The sequence below is a fragment of the Ruegeria sp. HKCCD6157 genome (genome assembly GCF_013110685.1).
In the GTDB taxonomy this organism is placed as follows: Bacteria; Pseudomonadota; Alphaproteobacteria; order Rhodobacterales; family Rhodobacteraceae; genus Ruegeria.
Genome location: NZ_WVRB01000003.1, coordinates 334,867 through 360,152, shown reverse-complemented (window position 1 = coordinate 360,152; position 25,286 = coordinate 334,867). Strand labels below are relative to the sequence as shown.

The 25,286-nt window shown below is 58.3% G+C and carries 17 protein-coding genes; 8 read left to right on the top strand and 9 right to left on the bottom strand.

The features are described 5' to 3' along the window. Positions 1-39: 39 nt before the first annotated feature. The 3 genes from GS612_RS13480 to GS612_RS13470 form a co-directional block, all read right to left on the bottom strand. The gene (locus tag GS612_RS13480; RefSeq protein WP_171640989.1) at positions 40-2,457 is read right to left on the bottom strand and encodes an FAD-dependent oxidoreductase; all 2,418 of its coding nucleotides are present in this window, start codon (positions 2,455-2,457) and stop codon (positions 40-42) included. A gap of 28 nt (positions 2,458-2,485) precedes the next feature. Continuing rightward, the gene (locus GS612_RS13475; RefSeq protein ID WP_171640987.1) at positions 2,486-3,736 is read right to left on the bottom strand and encodes an aminotransferase class V-fold PLP-dependent enzyme; all 1,251 of its coding nucleotides are present in this window, start codon (positions 3,734-3,736) and stop codon (positions 2,486-2,488) included. A gap of 241 nt (positions 3,737-3,977) precedes the next feature. Then, entirely contained in the window at positions 3,978-6,452 is a 2,475-nt protein-coding gene (locus GS612_RS13470; protein ID WP_171640985.1) for a CoA transferase, read from the bottom strand. A 640-nt stretch (positions 6,453-7,092) separates the two neighbouring features. On the opposite strand from GS612_RS13470, the gene GS612_RS13460 reads away from it, so the two are divergent. From GS612_RS13460 to GS612_RS13435, 6 genes are all read left to right on the top strand, one after another. Further along, the gene (locus GS612_RS13460) at positions 7,093-8,199 is read left to right on the top strand and encodes a saccharopine dehydrogenase family protein (protein WP_171640981.1); all 1,107 of its coding nucleotides are present in this window, start codon (positions 7,093-7,095) and stop codon (positions 8,197-8,199) included. Positions 8,200-8,217: 18 nt separating this feature from the next. After that, the gene (locus GS612_RS13455; RefSeq protein ID WP_171641049.1) at positions 8,218-9,714 is read left to right on the top strand and encodes an aldehyde dehydrogenase family protein; all 1,497 of its coding nucleotides are present in this window, start codon (positions 8,218-8,220) and stop codon (positions 9,712-9,714) included. A 244-nt stretch (positions 9,715-9,958) separates the two neighbouring features. After that, positions 9,959-10,156: a hypothetical protein gene (locus GS612_RS13450; RefSeq protein WP_171640979.1), complete on the top strand. Its 198-nt coding sequence runs from the start codon at positions 9,959-9,961 to the stop codon at positions 10,154-10,156. 94 nt (positions 10,157-10,250) lie between these two features. Continuing rightward, entirely contained in the window at positions 10,251-11,144 is an 894-nt protein-coding gene (locus GS612_RS13445; RefSeq protein ID WP_152460469.1) for a cyanophycinase, read from the top strand. 15 nt (positions 11,145-11,159) lie between these two features. Beyond that, a complete protein-coding gene (gene cphA / locus GS612_RS13440; protein WP_171640977.1) occupies positions 11,160-13,961 on the top strand; it encodes a cyanophycin synthetase in 2,802 nt (933 codons plus the stop codon). Between the two features lie 14 nt (positions 13,962-13,975). Then, complete coding sequence (locus tag GS612_RS13435) at positions 13,976-15,712, top strand: Mur ligase family protein (RefSeq protein WP_171640975.1); 1,737 nt, start codon at positions 13,976-13,978, stop codon at positions 15,710-15,712. 306 nt (positions 15,713-16,018) lie between these two features. Here GS612_RS13435 and GS612_RS13430 read toward each other — a convergent pair whose 3' ends face one another. The 4 genes from GS612_RS13430 to GS612_RS13415 form a co-directional block, all read right to left on the bottom strand. Then, complete coding sequence (locus tag GS612_RS13430; RefSeq protein WP_171640973.1) at positions 16,019-16,798, bottom strand: IclR family transcriptional regulator; 780 nt, start codon at positions 16,796-16,798, stop codon at positions 16,019-16,021. 11 nt (positions 16,799-16,809) lie between these two features. Further along, positions 16,810-18,168, bottom strand: a complete 1,359-nt coding sequence (locus GS612_RS13425) for a TRAP transporter large permease (RefSeq protein ID WP_171205791.1) — start codon at positions 18,166-18,168, stop codon at positions 16,810-16,812. Then, a complete protein-coding gene (locus GS612_RS13420) occupies positions 18,168-18,833 on the bottom strand; it encodes a TRAP transporter small permease (protein WP_152460474.1) in 666 nt (221 codons plus the stop codon). The genes GS612_RS13425 and GS612_RS13420 overlap by 1 nt, the downstream gene beginning before the upstream one ends. 64 nt (positions 18,834-18,897) lie before the next feature. Then, positions 18,898-20,136, bottom strand: a complete 1,239-nt coding sequence (locus GS612_RS13415; RefSeq protein ID WP_171640971.1) for a TRAP transporter substrate-binding protein — start codon at positions 20,134-20,136, stop codon at positions 18,898-18,900. 109 nt (positions 20,137-20,245) lie between these two features. Here GS612_RS13415 and GS612_RS13410 point away from each other — a divergent pair, with 109 nt between their 5' ends. Then, the gene (locus GS612_RS13410; RefSeq protein WP_152460476.1) at positions 20,246-21,841 is read left to right on the top strand and encodes a GMC family oxidoreductase; all 1,596 of its coding nucleotides are present in this window, start codon (positions 20,246-20,248) and stop codon (positions 21,839-21,841) included. A 92-nt stretch (positions 21,842-21,933) separates the two neighbouring features. Here GS612_RS13410 and GS612_RS13405 read toward each other — a convergent pair whose 3' ends face one another. Further along, positions 21,934-23,175, bottom strand: a complete 1,242-nt coding sequence (locus tag GS612_RS13405) for an acyl-CoA dehydrogenase family protein (protein WP_171640969.1) — start codon at positions 23,173-23,175, stop codon at positions 21,934-21,936. Between the two features lie 11 nt (positions 23,176-23,186). Then, a complete protein-coding gene (locus GS612_RS13400) occupies positions 23,187-24,221 on the bottom strand; it encodes a phosphotransferase family protein (RefSeq protein WP_171640967.1) in 1,035 nt (344 codons plus the stop codon). A 73-nt stretch (positions 24,222-24,294) separates the two neighbouring features. Here GS612_RS13400 and GS612_RS13395 point away from each other — a divergent pair, with 73 nt between their 5' ends. Beyond that, a complete protein-coding gene (locus tag GS612_RS13395) occupies positions 24,295-25,260 on the top strand; it encodes a LysR family transcriptional regulator (protein WP_171640965.1) in 966 nt (321 codons plus the stop codon). Positions 25,261-25,286: the final 26 nt, after the last annotated feature.

Genomic DNA, 25,286 nt, shown 5'->3' with positions numbered 1-25,286 from the left:
GTGGCTATGGGATGAGCTTGATCGGGCGGGCCGGTTGTTTCAGCCGCGCAGCCTGCCGCCCAAAGGATCGAACGGCGCCTCTGTCAGCACCCGAGCCTTATGCGGTTTGCCAATCACATGGATCACCACTTCATCCCCTGGCTGCGCCACCTCGGGGTTGCGGAAACCCAAAGCCAGAGATTTCCCGACTGAATACCCGTACGCCCCCGAAGTGACACGGCCGACAGGCACACCATCGGGTGTAAAGATCGGCTCACTGCCGGTGGCGTCGGCATCCTCGGTCACGTCCAGTTCAAAGATGGACAGGACCTCGCGCGGAGCTTTGTCCTTGATGGACAGATAGGCGTCTTTGTGCAGGAAATCCTTGTCCAGCTTGATCAGGCCCGTCAGCCCGACCTCTTGCGGCCAGTATTCCTGGGAATATTCCCGCCCCCAGGATCCATAACCCTTTTCGATGCGCAGCGACCCAAGCGCCCGTCCACCCACGGGGCCGCCACCGCAGTCTTCGGCGGCTTCGAGCAATGCAGAGTAAAGCGCGACCTGATCGGTTTCGGCGCAGTGCAGTTCCCAACCCAAATCGCCGGTAAAGCTGACCCGGATGGCCACGCAATCAACACCTGCAACGGTGATCTTTCGCGACCGCATGAAGCGGAACGCTTCGTTGGAAAGGTCTGCATTGGTCAGACGCGCCAGCGCCTCGCGTGATTTCGGGCCGGCGATGTTGAACCCGGCGATGCGGTCCGTTGCGACGTCAAGAGTTGTGCCCTGAGGCATTTCCACCATTTGAAAGAAGCGCTGATGATAGCGTTCAGCCATGCCGGAGCCAATCATCATATATTCGTCTTCCGCCAGCTTGGTGATGGTGAAATCCCCCGCCACGCCACCGCGGACCGAGATCAGCGGCGTCAGGCAGCTGCGCCCAATTTCGGTCGGCACGCGATTGGCTACCAGTCGGTCCAGCCAGTCATGGGCACCAGGCCCCTTGATCACGTAATTGGCGAAGTTCGAGATATCGATCACGCCCACGCTGTCGCGCAGCATCTGAACCTCGCGCCCGACCGGATCAAACCAGTTCTGGCGGGTGAAACCAGTGGTCTCTTCGGTGCCGGGTTCATCGGCAAACCAAAGCGGGTGTTCCCAACCACAGTTGAGACCAAAGACACAGCCCATCTGTTTCTGCATCTCGTAGGCGGGGCGCACACGGGCCGGGCGGCCTGCACTGCGTTCTTCATTCGGGAAGTGGATTTTGAACCGATGGGTATATGCGTCTTCGACCCGGGCCTTGGTGAACTTTTTGTCGGCCCAGTCGCCAAAGCGGGCGAGATCCCAGGCGAACATGTCATATTGCGGCTCACCCTCGATCATCCATTGCGCCGCCAGCAGCCCCAGCCCCCCGGATTGCGAGAAGCCGGGGATCAGACCACCGCAGAGGAAATAGTTCTTCACCTCGGGCACCGGCCCCCACAGCATGTTGGCGTCGGGCGACCAGATCATCGGGCCGTTTATCACCCGTTTCACCCCGGCTGTGGCGGCAACGGGCACGCGTTCGGTGGCGCGGATCACGTTTTCCATGATCCGGTCCAGATCGTCGGGGAACAGATCATGCGCGAAGTCAAGCGGCGTGCCGTCTTCGGCCCAGAACTTCATGTCTTTCTCATAGGCCCCGATCAACAGGCCGTTGCCCTCTTGTCGGAAGTAATACTCGCCGTCCCGGTCGGCGATTGACGGCAGACGACGGCCCAGACTGGCCACTTCGTCGATGCTTTCGGTCACGAAATACTGATGTTCGGTCGGTTGCAGCGGCAGGGTCAAGCCTGCCAGCGCCGCCACCTCGCGCCCCCAGAGGCCCGCGGCGTTGACCACCCATTGGGTATGAATATCACCCTTGGGCGTACGAACGATCCAACTGCCATCGGGTTGCTGTTCCGTGGCGATCACCGGGCAGAACCGTTCGATGGTGGCCCCCATCGCACGGGCCCCGGCGGCATAGGCATGCGGTACGCCGGACGGGTCCACATTGCCGCCATCAGGTTCGTACATGATGCAGCGGATGTCATCGAACTGCGCCAGCGGGTGCAGCTCTTTGGCCTCTTCCCGGCTGACCTCGTGGAAATTCAGCCCATAGAACCGGGCCTTCGCCTCTTGCAGACGCAACTGTTGCTCGCGCTCTTCGGTCTGGGCCAGATAGAGCGATCCGGGCTGGAACACACCACAGCTTTGGCCGGTTTCCTTCTCCAGCTCTTTGTACAGGTTCATCGTATAGTGCTGGATGCGGGTGATATTGTTGTTGTCATGCAGACCGTGGATGTTGGCCGCCGCATGCCAGGTCGATCCGCTGGTCAACTCGTCGCGTTCCAGCAGGATCGAATCCGTCCAGCCAAGCTTGGCAAGGTGATACAGGATCGACGTACCGGCAAGGCCGCCGCCGATGACAACAGCTTGTGCATGGGTTTTCATGAGGGAATGTCCTTGGATATGGCGCGGCTCAGGCGGCGATTTCTTTCATGACGGCAAGGAATTTGGCGACTTCGCCGATCGAGTTGTAGTGACACATCGAGACCCGTACACAGGCATCATAGCCAAGCGGTGTCAGGATATTGCCGGAATAGTGGTCCGCCTTGCGCAGATGCGTGCGGATACCGTGTTCGTTCAGCCGTTTGACGACCTCGGACGAGGCCACGCCTTCGACACGCAGCGATACCAGACCTTCTCGTGCCGGGTTGTCGGCCCCGCCCAGAATGGTGACTTTTTCCATCTCGGCCAGGCCGCTCAGGTTGCCGGTGCCGTGGATCATCGCGTCGGTCAGCGCCTTTTCCTGCGCATGGATCGCATCACCCGCCGCCAGAAACTTGCCGCGCCGGTCTTCGGCATCGCTGACCTGACTGCCCAGCCATTCGAAATAGGATGCGACGTCGGACATCGTGGCATAAGCTCCGGTGTCGCGCGTTCCCATTTCCCAATTGTCCGCGGGGCCATCCAGCAAGGCGTTGTGCTCCAGCGCGGTCAAGCGATCAGAGATCCAGGCCACGCCGTAGCCATGACGCGAAAACACCTTGTAGGGCGAAATCACATAACCATCGACGTCATAGGCGGTCAGATCGATCCGGCCATGCGCTGCGTGCTGAATGCCATCGACGATGATGAAACAATCCGGAGCCACGGCGCGGATGGCCTGAGAAACGGCAGCGACGTCAACTCCCATTCCCGTCACCGGCGAGGTATGCAGGATCGTCGCCACTTTGGTATCCGGTGTCACGGCCACGGCATAGGCTTCGGCCGAGACGGTACCGGTGGCGTCATCATGGGGCACCAAAACGTGGGTTTGCCCGGAAATGCGGGCCCAACGATCACAGGCCGAACGAGTCGCCGGGTGTTCCAATGTGGATCCCAGCACAACGCCCGGACCCGTTCCCAGACATGCGTTCATGATCAGCCGGAACAACAGCTCTGTACCGCTTTCACCCACAAAGAACTGCCCGCGGGATGCGTTCATGAAATCCCGCATATCCGCCTTGGCCGCGTTGATCGTGGCGACCAGCGCATGGGATCCCGGATTGTCGCGCCCCTGGTTGTCCGGGATGGCGGCGTAACGAACCGAACTTTCCAACACTGAATTCAATGTCAGTGCGCCTCCGGCATTCTCGAAAAAGATCCGCTCACCCTGTTCGGGGCAATGATCGATCTGGGCAAAGCGGCTGCGGATTTGGTTCAGCAGGCTCTCTGATATTTGGCTCATGGTCAGTGGTTCTTGTTTCGTTGTGTGTGCAAAGCTGTGCTTTGCCGACCCTAGGACGGTTCTTGCCGCAAGACATGCAAAAAAAACGTTGGCAAAGCGGTAGAATATTCTGTGCAAGTCGCGCGCGTGCCAGCCCAAAGCTTGTCACGGCGGATACCACCCGTCGCCGGGCCGGGGACCCCGTGCCTGCGGCGGCGGATGGCATATCTTCTTGATTTCCGAGCCATCTGTGGCTGGTCGACTACTCGGGCAAGTACTTTTCCGACCAGCTTTCGGCGGCCGGTCCAGCAGAGATCATCGCGTCGATATCCTCATCTGCATAACCGACGCTTCGCAGAATGCTGCGTGTATCCGCACCGTATTTCGGCATCGGTCCGGGAATGACGATCCGGGCGCGTTCGGGTCGCACGGCGTTTGGGGCAACCAGATCACACCACCGGCCCATTGGATGCATGTCATGCCGAATGACGCTGAACGTTCCCCGCATCAGGTCGATATTCCCGGCACTTTCCGGCTGCAACACGGCGTCGCGCGTGTCATGCAACGATCCCAGAGGCATGACGGTGCTGGAAGAACCGGAAAACGCCTTTTGCCAGTAATCAACAGGTTGCCTTGCAAAATGATCCGCAAGCGCATCCGGCAATTCCTTCTCCGGTATATCGGCCATACTGGCGAGGTCCGAGACACGGCGCAGGGCTTCGCGTTCTTCGGCGGGTGCGGCAAAGAACATCCACCCGTCAGCCGCGCGGTAACAATGGTAGAATGGTCCCCAGCCCATAGCTGCGCGCCCGGCTGGTTCGTCAAAGGGCGCGCGGCCTTCGAAATCATGCATCAATTGCGCCTGAATGAGGTTGCCGGCCGCCGCCAACGCAGCCCGCGCAATCCCGCCTTTTCCGGTTTTCTGCAATCTCAGCAGGGCCGCACCAAGCGCAACACATGCGCAATAGCCGGTCAGAACGTCAATCGTACCGAAATGAGCATGCTCTTCGGGCGTGGCCATGCCACCGCCAAAACGCACCATGACCCCTGTCGCGGCCTGCGCCAGGTCGTCATACCCCAGATGGTCCGATTTGGGTCCGCGCGCAGGACCGCCAAAGGCATCGAGTTGCACCAGTATGAGGCGGGGGTTGATCGCCGCCAGCTCTTCCGCGCTCAACCCCAGGGCATCGCGCTGCTCATCCGTGCCGTTCATGGTGATGATATCCGAGGAGTCGATGAGCCGTCGCAACGCCCGCTTCCCGTCATCCGAGCTCAGGTTCAGCAAAACGCTTTGTTTTCCACGATGTGCGTGCAGACCGAAAAACACGGTGTTCCACGGATCGACTGATGGCTCTGTCGGCTGAACGGATGTCACCTGAGCGCCAAATCGCGCCAGCGTGGACCCGATCGTCGGACCGGCGATCACGTTGGTCAGGTCCAGCACCTTCAACCCGTCCAGCCAGCCCTGGCCGCTTGCGGCTGGCGGTCCGCTGCGCGGCGGTTCGGCAAGGATCGTTGAAACGGGTGCGTCATCGGGAACGGGGCCCGGTTTTTTGACCAGCGCAGCGCCATCATCCGCAAGCCACGCAACATTTCCCATCTGCTTCATCTTCCCACGACGCGGGTCCTCTACCTCCAACACCAGACCCGAGGCCAAAGCGTGCGGATCGGCCAGCCATTCCTTGCTGAACCGTTGCGCCGTTCCGGGCGCCTTGGCAGACCCGAAAAGGGCTTCCCACTCATGAGAGGGCCTTGTCAGAAAGGCCTTTTTCATTGCGTCGGATACACGCGCGCGATCCCTTGCTCCGACGGGGTAGTTGCGCAGCGACCATTCATCCGGCCAGTCTGCGGTATCGAGATAGGCGTCGAAGTCCGGCAATTGATCGGCAAGGTCTTTGAGGCCAAGCGTCTCCAACACCCGCCGGGGATGTGTTTTCACACTGCCCGCCACCACATAGAACCCACGCCCGTCGGCGCAGGTATAAGTTCGATAGAAAGGGTCCAGGAACTCTTCCAGTTCCGCAAAGCTCAGATCCGTTGGCAAGCCTTCGGCTGCGCGCCTGTCAAGTTCCACTTCGCGAGGGGACTTGTAGCGTTCGGGATAGTCCTCAATCTGCTCACAGTTATACACCAACCCTTCCAGCAAAGCCGAAGCCAGAGGCACCTCGATGTGATCGCCTCCGTTTCGGTCACGTGCAGCCAAAGCGAACTGCACGGCCATCGCGCCGAATGAAGCGCCATAGGCGGATGCCAGCGTCAAAGGTGAAAAGGATGGGTTGATGCCCATCAGGCGCCGGTTCAGCCCCATATCCGTGAATTGCCCGGTACGGGCCGCGATCACGGCTTCCCACGCCGGAAGATCGGCCAGCGCGGGATCATTTGAGGCAAACCCCGGCAATGACAATGACACGATGCGCGGATTTATGTCGCGCAGAGCTTTCGGACCGAGGCCCAGCCTCTCCATCACGCCGGGCCGGAAGTTCTCGATCACCACGTCAGCCCGCGCCACAAATTCGCGCGCGACCTGCAAACCCCCTTCGGATTTGAGGTCGATCGTCACGGCGGTTTTGCCGCGTGACAGCATGTCTGTGGCCGGTTCTTTCAATCGCGGGCCACCGGGCGGGTCGATGCGGATCACCTCTGCCCCCAAATCAGCAAGCATCATGCCAACCAGTGGACCAGCCAGGTACTGGCCAAAATCGAGGACACGAATATGATCGAGCGGCCTTGCAGTCATCCGTTGTGACCCTCCCGGGGTGTTTGGTGTGTTTGTTGCGAAGCCGCTTGCTGGCAAGAGGTCACAACGCCCTTCTCGGAACAGGCGGAGTTTTCAGGCTTGGGACATAACGCGATCAATGCAACACCTGCCCTTGTTCAACACGCGACAAGGCGGCCACGACCAAGCTTCACAGCCTTCTCCGGCGACCGCTGGGCGTACCATGCAGCCGAGCTATGCCAAGAAGTTGTTCGATTTGACCAAGCCATGTCGCAAACGAGAAACATCGCTCAAAATTCCGCGTGTGACGCATACTTGGAAGCGCTCCGAGGCCCGGATGGAAGCGGATCAGTCGCCTTGCAAGATCACCGGACTGTTGCGCCCGGCAGTCAGAAAACAAGTTATTGGAATCGCTCAAGAACGTGGAGCTTCCCAAGTGTCGGGCGCCACAAGACAAAAGGTCACGGCGCAATCGGCCAAGGGCCACGTTGGCACGTGGCAGGACCTGTCGCGACACATGGCCGGCAATTGCGCTTCCGATAAAATATCTCATTTTCCGCCAATATGACGGCCACATGCATCAATTCGTCAAATTGACACCTATGAATTGTCGAGGCTGCGCGTCACGCTTGGAACAGGATGGGAAACAGCGGAGATCTTTATGTCCTGGAATGTGTGCGTTGTCGGCGCTGGAAAGATCGGACAGATGATTGCAACCCTGTTGAAAGGGTCGCCGAATTACTCTGTGACGGTCGCTGATCACGATCTAAAAGCGCTTGGTGATATCTCGAAGATGGGCATTGGAACCAGACAGATCGATGCCAATGACGCGGACGGGCTGGCCCGGGAACTGACCGGTTTCGACGTAGTCATCTCGGCAGCGCCGTTCTTCTTGACCCCTTCCATCGCCAAAGCGTCCAAAGCGGCGGGCGCGCATTATTTCGACCTGACCGAAGATGTTGCGGCAACGAATGCAGTACGTGAACTGGCCGGGGACAGCGCAACTGCGTTTATGCCGCAATGCGGTCTGGCGCCAGGTTTTGTCGGCATCGCCGGAGCTTCGCTGGCGGCGGAGTTTGACCAGATTGACAGCCTGCACATGCGGGTGGGGGCATTGCCGCTTTATCCGACCAACGCACTGAAATACAACCTGACCTGGTCCACCGACGGGTTGATCAACGAATATTGCAACCCATGCGATGCCATCGTGAACGGCAAGCTGGTCAAGACCGCGCCGTTGGAGAACTACGAGATTCTGGGCCATGACGGCGTGGAATACGAATGCTTCAATACCTCTGGCGGTCTGGGCACGTTGCCGGAAACGCTGGAGGGCAAGGCGCGGGATGTGTCCTATCGCTCGATCCGCTATCCGGGTCATTGCGATATCCTGAAGCTGCTTTTGAACGATCTGGGACTGGAACGCCGCCGCGACCTGCTGAAAGAGATATTCGAGGCCGCCCTGCCCCGCACCGATCAGGACGTGGTACTGGTATATTGCACCGCAAAAGGCGTCATTGATGGCGTGCTGCGCGAAAAGTCCCTGATCAACAAATCCTTTGCCCGCACCATCAATGGACAGGTCTGGAGCGCCATTCAGGTCACGACCGCCGCAGGCGTGCTGGGGGTGGTCGATCTGATGCGGATCGGAGCGCTGCCCTCGAAAGGCTTTGTCCGGCAGGAACAGGTCAAGCTGGACGATTTCCTCAACACTGAGTTTGGCCAGCTGTATCGCGCTGGCGACGTCACCGAACAGAACAAGGCGGCCTGAGATATGAAAGACATCGTAATGACAGCCCAAACCACGCTTGCAAACCTGGATCTGACCGAGGCCCAACTCAAAGGCGGCACGCTCAAGGTCACGTCGCCGATTGACGGAAGCCTGCTGGCCGAAGTGCACGAGACGCCGATCTCGGACATGGACGCCATCTTTTCCCGTGCAAAGGCCGCGTTCAGGGAATGGCGCGTGGTGCCCGCCCCGCGCCGGGGTGAACTGATCCGCCTGTTGGGTGAAGAGCTGCGCGCGGCCAAGGATGATCTGGGTGCTCTGGTCAGTTGGGAAGCAGGCAAGATCACCTCGGAAGGTCTGGGCGAAGTGCAGGAGATGATCGACATCTGTGACTTTGCCGTCGGCCTGTCGCGTCAGCTTTATGGTCTGACCATCGCGTCCGAACGTCCCGGCCACCGGATGATGGAAACCTGGCATCCTGCTGGCCCGGTTGGTGTGATTTCCGCGTTCAATTTCCCGGTCGCGGTTTGGTCGTGGAACGCTGCTCTGGCCATCGTATGCGGTGATCCGGTGATCTGGAAACCGTCCGAAAAAACCCCGCTGACGGCGCTGGCCTGTCAAAAGGTTTTCGAACGCGCCCTGGCCCGATTTGGCGATGCGCCGGACGGTCTGCTGCAAACGCTTATCGGTGGCGCCGATCTGGGAGAAAGACTGGTGGCCAGTGAAGATGTTCCGGTGATCTCGGCCACGGGATCGACCCGCATGGGCCGCGCTGTTGCCCCCATCGTCGCACAGCGCTTTGGCAAGTGCATTCTGGAACTGGGTGGCAACAACGCAATGATCGTCGGCCCTTCGGCTGATTTGGAGATGGCTGTGCGCGCGATTGTCTTTTCGGCAGTTGGTACCGCCGGTCAACGCTGCACCACGCTGCGTCGCTTGATCGTGCACAACTCGATCCGCGAAGAACTGGTGAACCGTCTGAAAAAAGCCTATTCGGGTCTGCCCATTGGCAATCCTCTGACAGACGGCACGTTGGTTGGGCCGCTTGTGGACGAAGCCGCGGGCGCGGCGATGACCGCCGCTTTGAAAGCGGCCGAAGCGGAAGGCGGTTCGGTGTTCGGCGGCAGCCGCGTTACCGAAGGCGTTCCGGCAGGCGTATACATGGAACCTGCGATTGTCGAAATGCCGGGTCAGACCGCGACCGTGAAAACCGAAACCTTTGCGCCGATCCTCTACGTAATGGGCTATGACGATTTCGACGACGCGGTAGAGCTTCAGAATGACGTACCGCAAGGCCTTTCATCCTGCGTGTTTACCCTGAACATGCGCGAGGCCGAGCAGTTCTTGTCCGCAGCCGGATCCGATTGCGGAATTGCCAACGTCAATATCGGGCCCTCAGGGGCAGAGATCGGTGGCGCCTTTGGTGGAGAGAAGGAAACCGGCGGCGGGCGCGAAAGCGGTTCGGACGCGTGGAAAGCCTATATGCGCCGACAGACCAACACCGTGAATTACTCTGCCGAACTTCCACTGGCACAGGGCGTCAAATTCGACATCTGAGTGTGGCTGGATAGTTGTCGGGCAAAAAACTTGAATAGCCCGCAAAAACACCACCCGGGACGACCAGTCCCGGGTGTTTGTTTTTTCCTATATGTTGAAGCAGTGTTCAGGCTGCGGGTTTCGATGTAGACGCTGCGGCGGTCGTTTCGATGCAGATGGGTTGTCGTGAATGTCGCCAGGGCGGCGGCAACGCGCGTATCGTTTCCATGATGGCGATCCGACGCGTTTCGGCAGGAGGCCATCCGTGACTTCGAGCAACCTCATAGATCGGGAAATGTCCCTGTTCGATGCGCGTGCGCCATTCACCTCAAACGTGACCGATGTGCTAGAACCCTATCGCAATGGGCGCCTGAAGGCGGAAATGGACGGCGATCTGGTGGTTCTTGACGAAAACCTTGCTGTACGGCATGTGATGGCCGGGGGGGAGCAGCATGTCCGCTAAAGCCCGATAGCCCGACGTGGCATGCATGAACAGTTCAAAGCGTCCGCGCGGTCCCCGGTGACTGCCCGCTTCAGCACCGGAAGGTAGTTAACACATGTGCCCTGCACCCATTGATGCAGAGACCCCACGCGGGTTCATTATCCCGATCGGGGGCGGCGAAGATCGCGTCAAGGAAATGCAGATCCATCGCAAGTTCGTTGAGCTTTCCGGCGGCAGCGATGCCGACATCGTCGTGATCCCGACAGCCTCGATGCTGGAAGAAACCGGGCCCGATTATAACCGTATCTTTTCCGAACTGGGTGCGGGCAAAGTAGAGTTCCTGCCTATCTCGCGCAGGGCGGATTGCGACAACCCCGAGTATGTCGAGATGCTTGATCGAGCGACCGGAGTTTTCATGACAGGTGGAAACCAGTTGCGCCTGTCAGCGATTCTTGGGGGAACTCTGGTCGCCCAAAAAATCCGCCGGCGGAATGCAGCCGGTGTTCCGGTTGCCGGAACTTCGGCGGGTGCTTCGATCATGTCTGAACACATGGTTGCCGGTGGCAGCAGCAACTCGGCCCCGGCGGAAGGCAACATTACACTTGCACCAGGTATGGGCCTGACTAATGCCGTCATCATCGATCAGCATTTCACCCAGCGTAATCGTCTGGGTCGCCTGCTAACGGCTTCATCTTTCAACCCATTTTTGATTGGTTTGGGAATTGACGAAGATACGGCCGCCTTCATTGGGCCCGACAATGTCTTTGAAGTCATCGGCAGCGGCTCGGTTACTGTCGTGGATGCCAGTCAGTTGACTCATTCATCAATGTGGGATGCCCGGCGGGGCGAAGCGCTTAGCCTTCTGGGACTTCGGCTTGACGTTCTGGGTGAAGGGTGCCGTTATGACCTGACGGCTCGCCAGGCTTTTCCGCCGGATGAGCATTTGGCGTTCTGCACCTTGCCGGATTTGTCCGGGGAAGAGGCCGCCAACGGGGGGAATAAAAGCTAACCAACGGGGAGCCTCATGAAAATAATCTCGACCAATGTCTTTGTCGGCCCGAATGTCTGGGCAAGTTTCCCCGTTATTCGCCACGTCATCGACCTGGGTATTCTGGAAGAGTGGCCATCGGCAAAAATTGGTTCCGAGTTTATCGACGCGCTGATCGAAGCGCTTCCTGGCCTTGCGGAGCATGGCTGTTCCTACCGCGAACCCGGAGGTTTAATCCGCCGTCTGCGTGAAGACGAAGGCACGTGGCTTGGTCACGTTCTGGAACATTGTGCCATCGAGGTTCAGAACGTAGCGGGCACTGACGTGACCTTTGGCCGGACACGCGGCACAGGTGAGCCGGGCCAGTACAACATGGTGTATGAATACCGTCAGCGCGACGTTGGGCTGGACGCAGGGAAGCTGGCAATGCGGTTGCTGATGAATCTGTTGCCTCAATCCCTGAAAGATCTGGTGGATTACGATTTCGACCCGGACTTTAACTGGGACGACGAACTGCGCAGCTTTGTTCTGCGCGCACAGCGCAAGGAATTCGGCCCGTCGACCGGGTCGCTGGTCAAGGCGGCGCAAGAACGCGACATTCCCTGGATCAGACTCAACTCTGGCTCGCTGGTGCAATTCGGGCACGGCAAATACCAGAAACGCATTCAGGCGACGATTACGTCTGAGACCAAACATATCTCGGTCGAGATTTCCTGCGATAAGGAAGATACCCACAACCTGCTGAACGATCTTGGCCTGCCGGTTCCACAGCAGCGCATGGTCTATTCCGCCCGCGAAGCTGTGCGTGCTGCGGCGCGCATTGGCCATCCGGTGGTCGTCAAACCATTGAACGCCAATCATGGGCGGGGCGTTTCGATCAATTTGAATTCGGATGAAGAGGTCGAGGCTGGCTTCGCCGAAGCAAAGGAGCATTCCCGCAGCCGCGCCATTCTGGTGGAGAGCTTTGTCACCGGGTTCGATCACCGGATGCTTGTGGTGAACAACAAGCTTGTTGCGGTGGCAAAACGAGTTCCAGGCCATGTGGTCGGTGATGGTACGCACACGATTGCCGAGTTGGTCGATATCGTGAACGAAGACCCGCGTCGGGGCATCGGGCATGAAAAAGTGCTGACCATGCTCGAGATCGATACTCAGGCCAGGCGCCTTATGGATGCCGCAGGCGTAACCGAAGAGACCGTCTTGCCGGACGGTGAAATTTTCTATCTGCGTTCGACGGCAAACCTTTCGACCGGCGGCACTGCGATCGACCTGACAGATGTGGTCCATCCCGAAAACCGCGACATGGCGGAACGAGCCATAATGGCGGTTGGACTGGATGTTGGCGGCGTCGATTTCCTGATCGATGACATCACCAAATCCTACAAAGACATCGGCGGTGCCATTGTCGAAGTGAACGCAGCACCCGGTTTCCGCATGCATGTGGCGCCATCCGAAGGACAACCGCGCGATGTAGCCGGCAAAGTGATCGACATGCTGTTTCCAGCCAATGAGGAAACCCGCATTCCGATCGCTGCGATCACCGGCACCAACGGCAAGACGACGACGTCCCGAATGCTGGGCCATATTATGAAGACCAGCGGCAAAACCGTTGGCATGACCTCGACCGACGGGGTCTATGTCGATGGTAAGTTGAGCGTCAAGGGTGACATGACCGGGCCAAAATCCGCGCAGATCGTCTTGCGCGACCCGATGGTTGATTTTGCCGTGATGGAAACCGCGCGCGGCGGGCTTGTGCGGTCTGGTCTGGGATACCAGCGCTCGAACGTGGCGGCATGCCTTAACGTTTCGGCCGACCATCTTGGCCTTGGCGGCATAAACACAGTCGAGGAACTGGCCGTGGTGAAACGCGTGGTGGTGGAAAGCGCGACGGATACTGCGGTTCTGAATGCTGATGACATAAATTGTCTGAAAATGGCTGACTACGCCGGGGCGGATCAGATTTTCTACGTCACGACCAACCCCGGCCACAGCCTGGTCAAGGAACATATCAAGGCGGGTGGAAAGGCCATTGTTCTGGAAAAAGGCATGAATGGAGACATGCTGACGATCTATGACAACGGACTTCACATTCCGGTCCTGTGGTCGCATCTGATCCCCGCCGCACTGGAAGGCAAAGCGATCTTCAACGTTCAAAACGCCATGTTTGCTGCCGCCATGGCCTACAGCTTCGGGGTCGATCTGGACAACATCCGGCATGGGTTACGCACCTTCGATACCAGCTATTTCCAGGCGCCGGGGCGCATGAACGTCTATGACGAACATCCGTTCAAGGTCATCTTGGATTACGGCCACAACCCCGCCGCTCTCAACGCGATGGCCGCGTTGGCGGATCATTTGGAGATCAAAGGTCGCCGATTGTGTGTCGTTGCCATGCCCGGCGACCGGCGCGATGAAGATATCATCGACGGAGCTGCCGCGCTGGCCGGGCATTTTGACCATTTCATCTGCAAGGCCGATGACCGCCGCAGAGGCCGAGGACATGATGAAGTACCGCGGATGATGCGTCAGGCACTGATTGACAATGGCGTTGACGACGCATCCATTACGGTTATCCCGGATGAGGTCGAGGCCGTAAATGCCGGGCTGCAACAAGCGGCACCGGGGGATCTGTTGGTAATTTTCGGCGACGACACTACGCGCTGCTGGAAACAGATCATCTATTTCAGCTCTGACGGTGCAACCCCAGATGCCGAGGCTGTACCAAAGACCACGGCCGTCGACACATCCTTCGAGGACATGTTCGAAGACGATCAGAATTTGATCAGGGACGAGCGCGGTGTGCGCCTAGCGCGTGAAAACAGCGAAGACGCGGACTGAGCGAGGGCACCGGAATGGACCGGATTGAAGAGCTTGAAACCGCGCTGACCATAATAAACGCGACCGCTGATCATATTCAGGTCGACGATGCCCGGCGTCTGACGGGCCCTGGCCTGTTATGGAACAAACCCGGCGCGGTGATGGATGTATTTTTCACCGGAATTGATCCATCCACGGTCTCGGCCCTGTGGGAAAAAAACGCCCGGCGAGTGCTGGACGCGCTGGGATGGACGGATCAGGATTTGACCCATCGCACATTCACTGGCGGTGTAAATCTGTCGATTTCCGCACCAATGGATCAGCTGTATTCGGCGATCTTCGCGGTGCAGACGGCGTGGCACTTCTGTGCCGCCGAGTTGTTGGATGCAACTCCCGGTGACTTTGATCAAATGGTGGCCGATGTCAAAACTGTTATGGTCAAAGAAGCCAATCCGCGCCTGATCGATCTGATCGCAGCGGCCGAGGCGCATGGCGTGGATATTCTGTGCGACGACGATGAGGTTTCAATCGGGCACGGTACAGGTAGTCAGGTCTGGCCGGTTGATGCCCTGCCCGTCCCTGATGACGTGGACTGGTCCAGCCTTCACAACATTCCAGTTGCGTTCATCACCGGCACCAATGGCAAGACCACGACGACCCGGTTGCTTGAGGCGATCGCGCGGGCTTCGGGCAAAGTTGCAGGGCTGACCTCGACCGAATTTGTGCGGGTCGGCAACGATATTCTTGACCGAGGTGATTACTCGGGCCCGGGTGGCGGCCGGATGCTGCTGCGCGACAAGCGCCTTGAGATCGCCTGCCTTGAAGTGGCCCGCGGGGGTATTCTGCGCCGTGGCCTGCCAACGCGTGCGGCCTCGGCGGCCGCGGTCACAAATGTTGCGAATGACCATTTGGGACAGTACGGCGTCAATACCGTGCCGGAACTGGCACAGGCGAAATTCGCCGTGCATCGCACACTTACCGATGGTGGCGTGCTGGTTCTGAACGCTGATGATGCGTATGTCCGTGCCGAGGCAAAAAACACGTCAGCAAATATCTGGTGGTTTTCCTTGGATGCACAAGCGGATCTGATCCGTGACGCGCGCGATTCCAACAAATGCTGCGCCTATGTGCAGCAGGAAAATATCGTGTTTTTCGATGGCACTTCCGAAAAGACGGTGATTGCCGTGTCAAACGTGCCCGTGACCATGGGCGGGGCGGCGAAATACAACACCCTGAACGCCTTGGCCGCCATGTGCCTTGCTCTGGCGCTGGACCTACCCCTTCAGGCAGTGCGAGATGGATTGGCCGGTTTCAAACCCGATGCAAAGGACAATCCGGGGCGCTGCAACGAGTTCAACTATCATGACGCCCGTGTTTTTGTAGATTTCGCACATAACCCGCACTCGATCTCTGCCGTGTGCGAAGCGCTGTCAGGACTTCCGGCAAAACGTCGCTTTATCATGCTCAGCCATGCGGGCGACAGATCGGATCAGGACATTCGGGACGTTACCGCGACGGCTTTGAAATTCCAACCTGACGTAATCGTTGCAGCCGAACTGGAAGGCTATCTGAGAGGCCGGGCGTTGGGAGAAATCCCGGACCTGATCGAAGGGACGGCCTTGAAGCACGGATACAACGCTGATCAGATCCAAAGGGCCCAATCCCCTTCTCAGGCCGCGGCCAGGATTCTTAAACAACTTGAGCCGGGCGATCTTGCTTTGTTGCTTGTCCTGTCAGAACGCGACGCCGTTCTTGAGATGCTGGGCGCTTAGGTACGACACCTATTGGCGTACCCCGGCGATCTATTGGAAAACAAACAAACCCCGCAATGGGTTTGTGGCATCCAAGAAATCACGGCCACGAATGACTGTCGGCCTGATCATGGGTTTTCTATATTTGTGAGGACGTAATCCACCGTTCAATCTCGCCTGGGGAAACTGAGCGAAACCAATCGCCCGAGTTGTCAGGTCACGGTGGATCTCAGCGGGCATTCGGCGATCATGAAGCTTTGGAACACAGTCCGGGCCTGATAACACAACCCTGTTGTTGTTCGATTGCCGATTATCCCGGTGCGCCACTTACTCGCTCAACAGCTGCGACAGTTTTTCTGCACCCCGGCGCAAGGTGTCGAGAAATGACTTCAGACTGCCGACGTCATGCCGTTGCGTCGGGGCATGAACTGAAAGCGTGGCAACCAGCCTGCCCTGCGCGTCCTGCACCGGTACGGCAATCGCCACCATGCCCGCCATGAATTCTTCGTCGTCGGTGGAAAATCCCCGCTCGGCCGTGATCTCGATTTCACTCAGCAGGGCCTTCGGCTTTGTTAAAGAACGGGCGGTCTGCTCCTTCAGCTTTCCGGCTAACAGAAACCCGTTCAGAGTTTTGGGACGCAAGGTGGAAAGGTACATCTTGCCACTGGCCGTGCAGTGGAACGGCACCTGGGTTCCGATCGGCAATTGAATCCGCAACGGCCATTTGGTTTCCACCCGGTCTAGATAGATCATGCCTTCGCGATCCGGGATGGCCAGATTGCAGGTTTCGCCCACTTCGTCGGCCACACCGCGCAGGATGGCGAGACGCGCAGTCCGCAGGTGTTCGGCGGACATGGTATTCACGGACAACAGCCGCAATCGTCTGCCCGGACCATAAGACCGTCCGTCAAGATCGCGTTGCAGGAACCCTTCTGCCTCTGCCGTTTGCAGCAAACGATGGATGGTGGGTTTGGCCAATCCCAATGCATCGATCAGATCCGAGGGTTTGACCGCAACGCCGCGCCGTGCCACCTCTTCCAGGATCAGCAACAGGCGCAGGTTGGTGGGAATCTGAGTTTCTCTGTCTTTAGTATCAGTCTCGGCCATCCTTCAACATTCTAGTTATTTGGCAGAAGGATCAAGGCCAGTTCGGGGACCAGCGACACCAATATCCAGACGGATAGCAGGGACACCAAGTAAGGCACCGTATAGCGCAGCAACCGGAAGTACGGCACGCCCGTCACGCCTGAAGCGACATACAGGTTAAGCCCGTATGGTGGTGTGATAAACCCGATGGACGCCCCGACCAGGAAGATGACCGAGAAATGGATTGGATCAATTCCAACCGAGGCTGCGATCGGCGCAAGGATCGGGGCCAGGATGATGGTGACCGGAAGGCTTTCCAGCACCATGCCTGAAAAGAAGACGATCACCATCGATGTGAACAGAACCGCATGGTACCCCCCCATGGAGGTCACGAAGTTTCCGATTGTTTCCTGTGCGCCAAGCAGGGACAGGATCTGCTGCATCACCACCGAAATTGCGATCAACGGGGCCAGGATACCCGTAATCTGGGCAGACCTGATGACGATTGAGGGGATCTCTGGGATCGTGAACCCTTCGACCACGAACATTTCAGCGAAGCTCTTTTCGGTTGGCGGTATATCGTTCCGGGCCCCCATGATGCGGTTGATCGGGTAGCTGACCAGCCCCGCGATGACACAAAAGCCCACGGTCACGCCGGCGGCCTCTGTCGGAGAGAACTTGCCGGTATAAATGCCCCAGAGCACAAGACCGATGGCGAAAAAGCCGAGCCAGGCACCAAAGGCGGTTTTCAGCACCCGGTTCAATTGCAGCGGGATCAGATAGCCCCACCCGTTCATGCGGCAGATGATCCAGCATGCCAGTTGCATCCCGATGACCATCAGCGCACCGGGCAGAATACCGGCCACGAACAATTCGGAAATCGGCAGGTTCATCAGAAAGCCATAGACGATGAAGATGATCGAAGGGGGGATGATGATACCGACAGTGCCGCCCGCAGCAGCGGTCGCGGCGCTGAACCGTTCGTCATAGCCGCCCTTTACCATCTCGGGGTGCAGCATCGACCCGATGGTCGCCGTCGTGGCCGAGTTCGACCCGGAAATCGCCGCGAACAGCCCACAGGCACCCAGCGACGCCATTGCCAGCCCGCCGCGTATCCAGCCCAAACAGGCATAGGCAAAATCACTGAGCCTTCGCGCGATACCGGATTTGTTGATCAGATCTCCGGTCAGGATAAACAGCGGCATTGCCAACAGGGCGAAGCCCTTGTTGAAGACGTTCAGCAGTTCGGCCCCCATATTGTCCAGCGTCAAACCAAGGACAAAGGAACATCCAATGACCCAGTAACCGATGACCAGCAGCACCGGCACGCCCAGCATGAACAGAAAGGTGACCCCCAACGAGATCAGTGTAACAAGTGTTCCGTCTGTCATCAGTCTGCCCCGATCACGGCCTGCTTGATCAGCGGCTCGCCTGTTTTCCAGTTGTGCAAATCATCGGCGAGGTTCTGAAACACGCGACCGACCATCAAGAAGAATGACAATGGTGCAGCCAGCAGGAACCACCACTGCATGATATTGTCCGTGCCCAGAACGATCTGAAAGTTCGAGGCCGAAAGCGCCACCAGTCGCGAGGTGGTCACGATAACGATCACCGCAAAGATGAACCACAGTACCGCGTCAAGAAACAGGCAGGCCAATTGCCCGCCGCGGGGCATAGCGGTGCGGAATTCACTGAAACTCAGATGCGTGCGCAAGCGTACGTTGTAGGACGCTCCAAACCAGGCCATCACCATGAAAAGAAGCGGAGGAATGGTCGTGGACCAGGGTTCCTGATCATTGAAGACAAACCGGTCGATCACGCCCCAGAAAATGATCAGCGCGATGGCAAGATAAGAATACACCATGACCGACCGTTCCAGATGACGTTCGATCAACGGCACCTTGCGATAGATCAGCATGACCAGCAAACCCCCGATCGCGGCAACGACCGCACCGACGATCCAAGCGGCGTCGGATTCCAGAGCAAGTTGAATCTCGAAAGAATCCTGGCTGAGAAAAGCGCTGAATATTGCGCCAATGTCTGCCCAAAGTGACATGAAGCCCGTCCTCCCAGTGGGTATTGATTGAACCGGCCCGTTCGGGCCGGTTCTGGCAGTCTAATCAGGCCTCGCCCTTCCACCAGCGGCGCGGCTCGACATTTTCCGGCAGCGTGTCCGCGGGGATCTCTCGCGCGATGTCGTAAATCTCCTGGTATGTGTCGATGCCACCGGCCCATTTGTTCAGCCGCTCGCGCCACTGCGCCCACGGCTCGGGGTTGTAGTTCGGAGCACACATTTCTTCGGCCAGTTTGATCTGATCGTCCGGCAGGAAGGCCGGGCGGACACCGTTTTCGGCAAAGATCGTGTTGGGAAGCTGCGGCTCCGAGAAGCCAACTGTGTTCAACAACGCAGCCTCATTCGCACCTTGGATCAACGCCTGTGTGAAGTAGGAAGACTCCATCACTGCGTCCTGCAACTCGCCGCCGAGGCTGTCGAAGACCTTGGCCGACATCGAGGTATGCTCGGTGCCACAGAAGAACTTCAGGTTCACTGACTGCGAAACCACAGGCGCCATGTTCGCATAAGCCACCGCCGAGGCCCAGGTTTCCGCACCATCGATCAGACCGGTCTTGAGCGCATCCAGCGTTTCTTCCCATGCCACTGGAACAGGGTTCAGATTCAGCAGTTGCATCGCGATCCGACCCAGCTGCGTGCCCGTCACGCGGTTCTTGGTCCCGAACAACTCTTCCAGCTTGGTAACGGTCGGCTTGTCGGCAAAGGTCGAGCCCATTTGCAGACCGCGCAGTTCACAATGGGTGAACAGGAATTTCAGCCCGTGACGCTTTTCAAGCGGGTCGCGCAGGATGCGTTGGCTGGCGGGGCTGTAGAAGAAATGATACTGCGCCGCCCGGCTGGGGAACATGTAGGCATAGTCCAGGACGTTCAGATAAGGCGCACCGCCGGCCGAATTCTGGGTCGAGGCTGCGTAGATATCGACGATTCCCTGCTGGGTTTTTTCAACACAGCTGAGTTGTCCGCAGATCTGGTTGTCGCCGATGAACTCGATCCGAATCTCGCCATCCGTGCGCTCTTCCAGATCGCGTGCAAACTCGATGGCGCCGGCGCGCTCGATCAGCAGGTTGCGGGTGTTGAAGCCCGACGCACCAAATTTCAACGTGTGCTTCGGTTCTTTCGAAAAGCGTTTTTCATACGTGGATTCCGCCGCTTGCGCCAGATTGGCCAGGCTCATCGCCCCGCCAAACCCTCCTGCTGCAAGCAGCGTCGAGCTCATACCATAGCGCCCTGCCACCCGGAAAAAATCCCGCCGCGAAATACCACTCAGTTTCCGACCAATCTCCATTGCTTACCTCCCTGTTCGCAATTATTGAGACGTTTTGTATCAAAAAAGGCTAGTATATTTCTTGCATCTTGCATAGAGTTTTTTTCAACGACGTTGGAAGGAGGCGGTCATGGAAGTGGATTATGCGGTAGTTGGCGCGGGGTCTTCGGGCTGTGTCATCGCCAATCGGCTCAGCGCCGACCCCAACACGACCGTCGCGTTGTTGGAGGCTGGCGGCCGCGACACCAACCCCTGGATCCACATCCCGGTTGGCTATTTCAAAACCATGCACAACCCTTCGGTGGACTGGTGTTACAGGACCGAGCCCGATCCGGGCCTGAACGGGCGCTCGATCGACTGGCCACGCGGCAAGGTGCTGGGCGGCTCATCCTCACTGAACGGTCTGCTCTATGTGCGCGGCCAAAAAGAAGATTATGACCGCTGGCGCCAGATGGGGAATGTCGGCTGGGGCTGGGAAGACGTGCTGCCTCTGTTCAAACGCAGCGAAGACCAAGAGCGTGGCGAAGACCCGTATCACGGTGTCGGTGGGCCGCTGTCGGTGTCGAACATGCGCATTCAGCGACCGATCTGCGACGCATGGGTCGCGGCAGCGCAAGCCGCCGGATACCCGTTCAATCCGGATTACAACGGCGCAGATCAGGAAGGCGTAGGGTATTTTCAGCTGACCACCCGCAATGGGCGCAGGTGCAGCTCGGCCGTGGCGTATCTGAAACCCATTCGAAACCGACAAAACCTGAACATCATCACGAACGCATTGGTGACACGCATAACGCTGGATGGGAAACAGGCGACCGGACTTGTCTATCGGGATCGCGCAGGCAATGAGAAAACCCTGAAGGTACGACGCGAAATCATCCTGTCCGGCGGCGCAATCAACTCTCCTCAGATTCTGATGCTGTCGGGTATCGGCGACCCGGACCACCTGAAGAAAAACGGCATCGATCCGGTCCATGCCTTGCCCAATGTCGGCAAAAGACTACAGGATCACTTGCAGGCCCGTCTCGTTTTCAAATGCAATGAGCCCACATTGAATGACGAGGTGCGCAGCCTGATCAATCAGGCCCGTATCGCGCTCAAATATGCTTTGTTCCGCGCCGGTCCGATGACCATGGCGGCCAGCCTTGCGACCGGATTCATGAAAACGCGCCCGGACGTGGAAACACCCGACATTCAATTCCATGTACAGCCTTGGTCCGCCGACAGCCCCGGCGAAGGCGTGCACCCGTTTTCCGCCTTTACCATGTCCGTGTGCCAGCTGCGGCCGGAAAGCAGGGGTGAACTGCATCTGAACGGCCCGGACCCATCACAGCATGTAAAGATCATTCCGAACTATCTGTCGACGGAAACGGATTGCCGAACCATCGTCGACGGCGTGAACATCGCCCGCAGAATCGCACAGCACAATCCGCTGGCATCGAAGATTTCCGAAGAGTTCCGCCCGACGTCACAACTTTCGACCGACGATTACGAGGGCACGCTGGACTGGGTCAGGTCGAATTCCGTTTCGATCTATCACCCGACAGGGACCTGCGCGATGGGTACGAATGAAACCGCAGTCGTTGACCCCGCGCTAAAGGTGCGCGGCATCGGAAACTTGCGGGTCGCGGATTGTTCGATCATGCCGGAAATCGTCAGCGGCAACACAAACGCCCCCGCGATCATGATCGGAGAAAAGGCAAGTGACTTGCTTGCCGCAGGAACATAGCGCAGCAGGCCGCGTATCCGGATCCGAGGAAAACTGGGCAACTCGGCTTGCAGATCTCAGGGAAAGTCCGGTGATGCCATCCCTGCCCTGACCTAGCGCAGAGGCGGTGTCAGCCACTGCGCCGACATCCCATAGTTGGAATTCTTCAACTCCTGTTTGGCGATAGCCTGAAGATGGACCTCATCCGGTCCATCCGCATAGCGCAACGCCCGGGCCCAAGTGTAACTGTCGGCCAATGGCGTGTCGGGTGTCATGCCCATTGCGCCAAAGACCTGCATTGCACGATCCGTAACCTTTGCATGTACCTGGGGCGCCACGACCTTGATCAGGGATATTTCGCGGAAGGCCTTTTTCGCCCCCACCTGATCGATTTTCCAGGCCGCCTTCAGGGTCAACAGCCGCGCCTGTTCAATTTCCAACCGGGATTTGGCGATCCATTCACGGATCACGCCTTGTTCCGAGAGTTGCTTGCCAAAGGTCTTCCGTTCCTGGGCACGTTCCACCATCAGGTTCAATGCCATTTCCGCCGCCCCGATCGAGCGCATGCAATGATGAATTCGCCCGGGCCCAAGCCGCGCCTGAGCCAGTGCAAAACCGCTGCCTTCTTCGCCCAGCAGATTGCCGGCCGGGACGCGCACGTCCCTGAACACCAGTTCAGCATGGCCTTCGGGATCGTGCATGTTCAGGATCGTCGGATTGCGCACGATCTCCAAACCGGGCGTGTTCCTTGGAACGATGATCATGCTTTGCTGTTTATGGCGATCGGCGTTCGGGTCGGTTTTGCCCATGACGATGAACAGTCTGGTATTGGGGTGGCACGCATTGGTGATGAACCACTTGCGGCCATTGATGACGTATTCATCTCCCTCGCGCCGGATGGATGTCGTTATGTTGGTCGCGTCCGAACTGGCCACGTCGGGTTCGGTCATGGCAAAGGCCGAGCGGATCTTGCCGTTCAACAGCGGCACCAACCAGTCTTCGCGCTGCTCGGGCGTGGCGAACATGTGCAGCAATTCCATGTTCCCGGTATCCGGCGCGTTGCAGTTGAAGACCTCCGAAGACCAGCTCACCTGACCCATCAGCTCGGCCAAGGGCGCGTAATCAAGATTGCTGAGCCGCGTTCCGGGCTCATCATCCCGCAGGGAGGGCAGGAACATGTTCCAAAGCCCTTCGGCGCGGGCCAGCGACTTGAGGTCTTCCATGAACGAAACAGGGAAATTGCCGGCTTCTATTTCCTCTTTGTGGTCGCGAATGCGCGGATAGATATGCGCCTGCATGAAGGCTTTCAGCCGGTCGTGCATTTCCGTGGCGCGTGGCGATGGAGCAAAATCCATTGTGATCCTCTTCAGTGCGTTGCAGCAGCGATTTCGTCGAGCGCCATTTGCGCCAGAGGGGCCACCAGCCCCTTGAACGCCATTGCGTTCTCGTTCGATGCGTTTCCCGCCAGCGCACGGCTGTAAACACCCTGTGCAATCGCAGCCATCCGGAAAAAGGAAAACGCCAGATAGAACGTCCAGTTTTCAATCTCTGGCAGGTCACGCAGCGAACAATACCGCTCGATCATCTCAGCTTCGGAAGGGATGTTCAAAGCAGCGCGATCCAGCCCTTGCAGCCCCCGGATCAGACCGGTGGGCGGCAATCTGAGACACACACAGAAATACCCCAGATCAGCCATCGGATGGCCCAGAGTCGACAGTTCCCAATCCAGAACCGCGGTGATCTGCGGGGCATCCGAAGCGAAGATAAAATTGTCTATGCGAAAGTCACCGTGGATCAGACTGACCGAACCGTCACCATCGGGCAGGTTGCGCGACAGCCAGCCCATAAGCTGTTCCATCTCGGGAAGGGTACTTGTTTCTGCGGCGCGGTACTGTTTGGTCCAGCGGCTGTACTGGCGTTGGAAATAGTTTCCCGGCTTGCCGAAGTCGGACAGACCGACGGCGCCTGTGTCAACCGAATGCAGCGCGGCCAGAACCCGGATCATTTCGTCGAACACCGGATGATGGTCGGCCACGTCCAACTCGGGCAGCGCCGGGTTCCAGAAAATCCGGCCTTCCTGGAAGCTCATGACATAGAACATGGAACCGATGACTTCCGTGTCCTCACACAGCACGTAAGGTTTGGCGACCGGAACCGCAGTGCCATGAAGTGCTTTCAGAACACGATATTCCCGATCCACCGCATGGGCCGAAGGCAGCAGGTCACCTGGCGGTTTGCGGCGCAACACGTATTTCGAACCACCGGCCTTCAGCAGATAGGTTGGGTTCGACTGCCCGCCCGAAAACTTTTGATAGGACAATGGGCCGGCGAAGCCTTCGATATGGCGCCCCAAATAGGTCGAAAGCCGCTCGGTATCGAGTTCGAGGCCGGATGAGGTCATGCATGAAACTCCGTATTCCGCCGGGATGCCATTCAGCTTACCGCCCCCAATGACATTTGTGAAATTTACTTGCATGATCGTCAGCATAATTCTGGTGAATGACATGACGACCAAGCTCAACAAGATCGACCTGAACCTTTTTGTTATTTTTGACGCCATCTACACCGAACGAAATCTGACCCGCGTTGCCGAACGCCTGTCGATCACGCAACCAGCCGTCAGCAACGCCCTGACCCGGTTGCGCAAGACACTGAACGACCCGCTTTTCGTGAAGACCAGCACGGGGATGCAGCCCACGGCCCTGGCAGAGAGCATTTCGGACAGGATCTCAGCCGCTCTTCACCAGTTGCAAGCCGCATCGGCGCAGGGTGAACGGTTCGACCCGTTCACCAGCAAACGGCTGTTCCGGGTCAGTTTGGTCGATCTTCACAGCCTCATCATCCTGCCCGGGCTTTTGTCCAGGTTTCAGCGCACGGCACCCCAGGTCGAACTCAGCCTCGTGCGCATTCCCCGCCGGGATACGCGCAAGGCGTTGCAGCAGGGCACGATCGACATCGCGTCGGACATTCCGATGCCGGACAGTTCGGATCTGATCAGCCAGACCATCATGAAGGACCGCTATGTCTGTGCCATGCGACCCGACCACCCGCTGGGTTCGGGCCCATTGACGCTGGAGCGTTATCTTCAGCTGACACATCTGCATGTTTCCTCACGGCCTCAGGGGGCGAGTCCGGTCGACATCGTCCTGCGCAAACTGGGCGCACGGCGCAAACTCGGGCTTCAGATGCAAAGTTATCTGAACATCCGGGATATTCTGCACAATACAGATATGGTTGCCACGCTGACCGAATGCAGCGCGCGTGAAATGGGGCTGCGCATGTTGAGGCTGCCGGTTGAAGTGCCTCCGATCGAACTTCGCCTTTATCGGCATATCCGTTCCGACGGCGACGAAGCCGTACAATGGATGTTCGACCAAATTGCAGGTCGCACCGTCAGAGCGAACGATACGGAACAGCATCATAGGGTCGATCAGAATTGATACGGAACCCCGGGCACCATGTGTCG